Source organism: Streptomyces torulosus (assembly GCF_001419765.1).
GTDB classification, from domain to species: Bacteria; Actinomycetota; Actinomycetes; order Streptomycetales; family Streptomycetaceae; genus Streptomyces; species Streptomyces torulosus.
Genome location: NZ_LIRK01000998.1, coordinates 1 through 1,421 on the forward strand (window position 1 = coordinate 1; position 1,421 = coordinate 1,421).

A 1,421-nucleotide genomic window follows, 5' to 3' on the forward strand; every position below is an offset into this window, starting at 1 on the left:
CGGCAGGACCCACCCCGGCGAACCATCGCCACCCCCGCGCCGAGCGCTGCGTCCGGACATGCTCGGCGACCTCCAACTCACCCTCGGTCGACTTCCGTTGACTTCTTCGCCGGTTCATCCTCCGTCCGTAACCCAAGTGCCGCACCACTCGTTGAGCGGGATACAGGCTCCCTGTGGTCACGGCCCGGCCGACATCGATCACTCGATCGTGTGCATTGGTCGGGACGTGCAACCCTCAGGACCCCCTGGGGAGTCGACCGTCATGACGAGAGGAGGTGCCGCCAGTGATCGCGAACGTATCGGCGCACCGGCGGGCGAACGCCTTCGCCCAGGCCCTGGAGGAGCTGTCCGACCAGGGCACGGCGGCCGAGCAGCCCGAGGGATCGGCACCGGCCCCGGCAGCGGAACAGACCGATCAGGGACGCCTGCTGTCCCTGGCGACCGGTCTCGACGAGCTGCCCAAGCCGGAGCTTGACCCCGAGGTCAAAGTGGTCCAGCGCGCCCAACTGGTGGCCGCGATGGAAGCCATGCTGCGGGACGGCACGCTCGCGGGGCGCGAGGCGAAGGACTCTTCGGTGCCCGAGCAGCGAGCCGGCAAGGCGAGGGGCGCCCACCGGGCGAGCCCGCTGGGCAAACTGCGACCACGTTCACGGCTGACGAAGGGCCTCGCCGCGGGCGGGCTCAGCGTCGGAGTCGCCGCGGGAGCCTTCGGCGGTGTGGCCGCCGCCAGCTCGGACGCCCTACCCGGTGACTCGCTCTACGGCCTCAAGCGCGGCATCGAGGACGTGAAGCTCACCCTGGCCGACGACACCGACGACCGGGGCCGGCTCTACCTGGACCAGGCGTCCACCCGGCTCAGCGAGGCCCGCAGGCTCATGGAGCGCGGCCGCGGCGGACACCTCGACCACGAGTCCCTGGGCGACGTCCGCCGGGCCCTCACCGGCATGAAGCACGACGCCGCCGAGGGCCACCGCCTGCTGCACGAGGCCTACCAGCGCGACCCGGGCTCCCTCGGCCCCATCCAGGCCCTGTCGGCCTTCTCCCGGTCCCACCGGGAGGCGTGGGACGCGCTGCGCGAGCGGCTGCCCGTCCAGCTCGGGGACGTCAGTCAGCAGGTGTCCTCGGTCTTCGACGCCATAGACGAAGAGGTCGCCCCGCACCGGTCGCTGCTGCCGCAGCCCCCCGCACCGGGCGGCGACGACAAGCAGCGCCGTTCCCCGGGCTCCCGGGCTCCCGGCGCGGCCGACTCCGGCCGTCCGGCGCCCAGCACCGGCGGCGGCTCCGCGGACAGCCGGGAGAGCGGCGGCAAGCCCGACCCGTCCGCGTCGGACAGCGGCGAGAACCTCGTCGGCGGCACCACCGGCGGTCTGCTCGACCCGCCCGAGGACGACACCTCCAACCGACGTCTCTTATACACATCT

At 72.7% G+C, this 1,421-nt stretch carries 1 protein-coding gene; it reads left to right on the forward strand.

The genetic code is table 11. The features are described 5' to 3' along the window. Positions 1–284: 284 nt before the first annotated feature. The coding region (locus tag AOK23_RS43500; RefSeq protein WP_055717863.1) for a DUF5667 domain-containing protein at positions 285–1,421 on the forward strand (1,137 nt) is incomplete at its 3' end.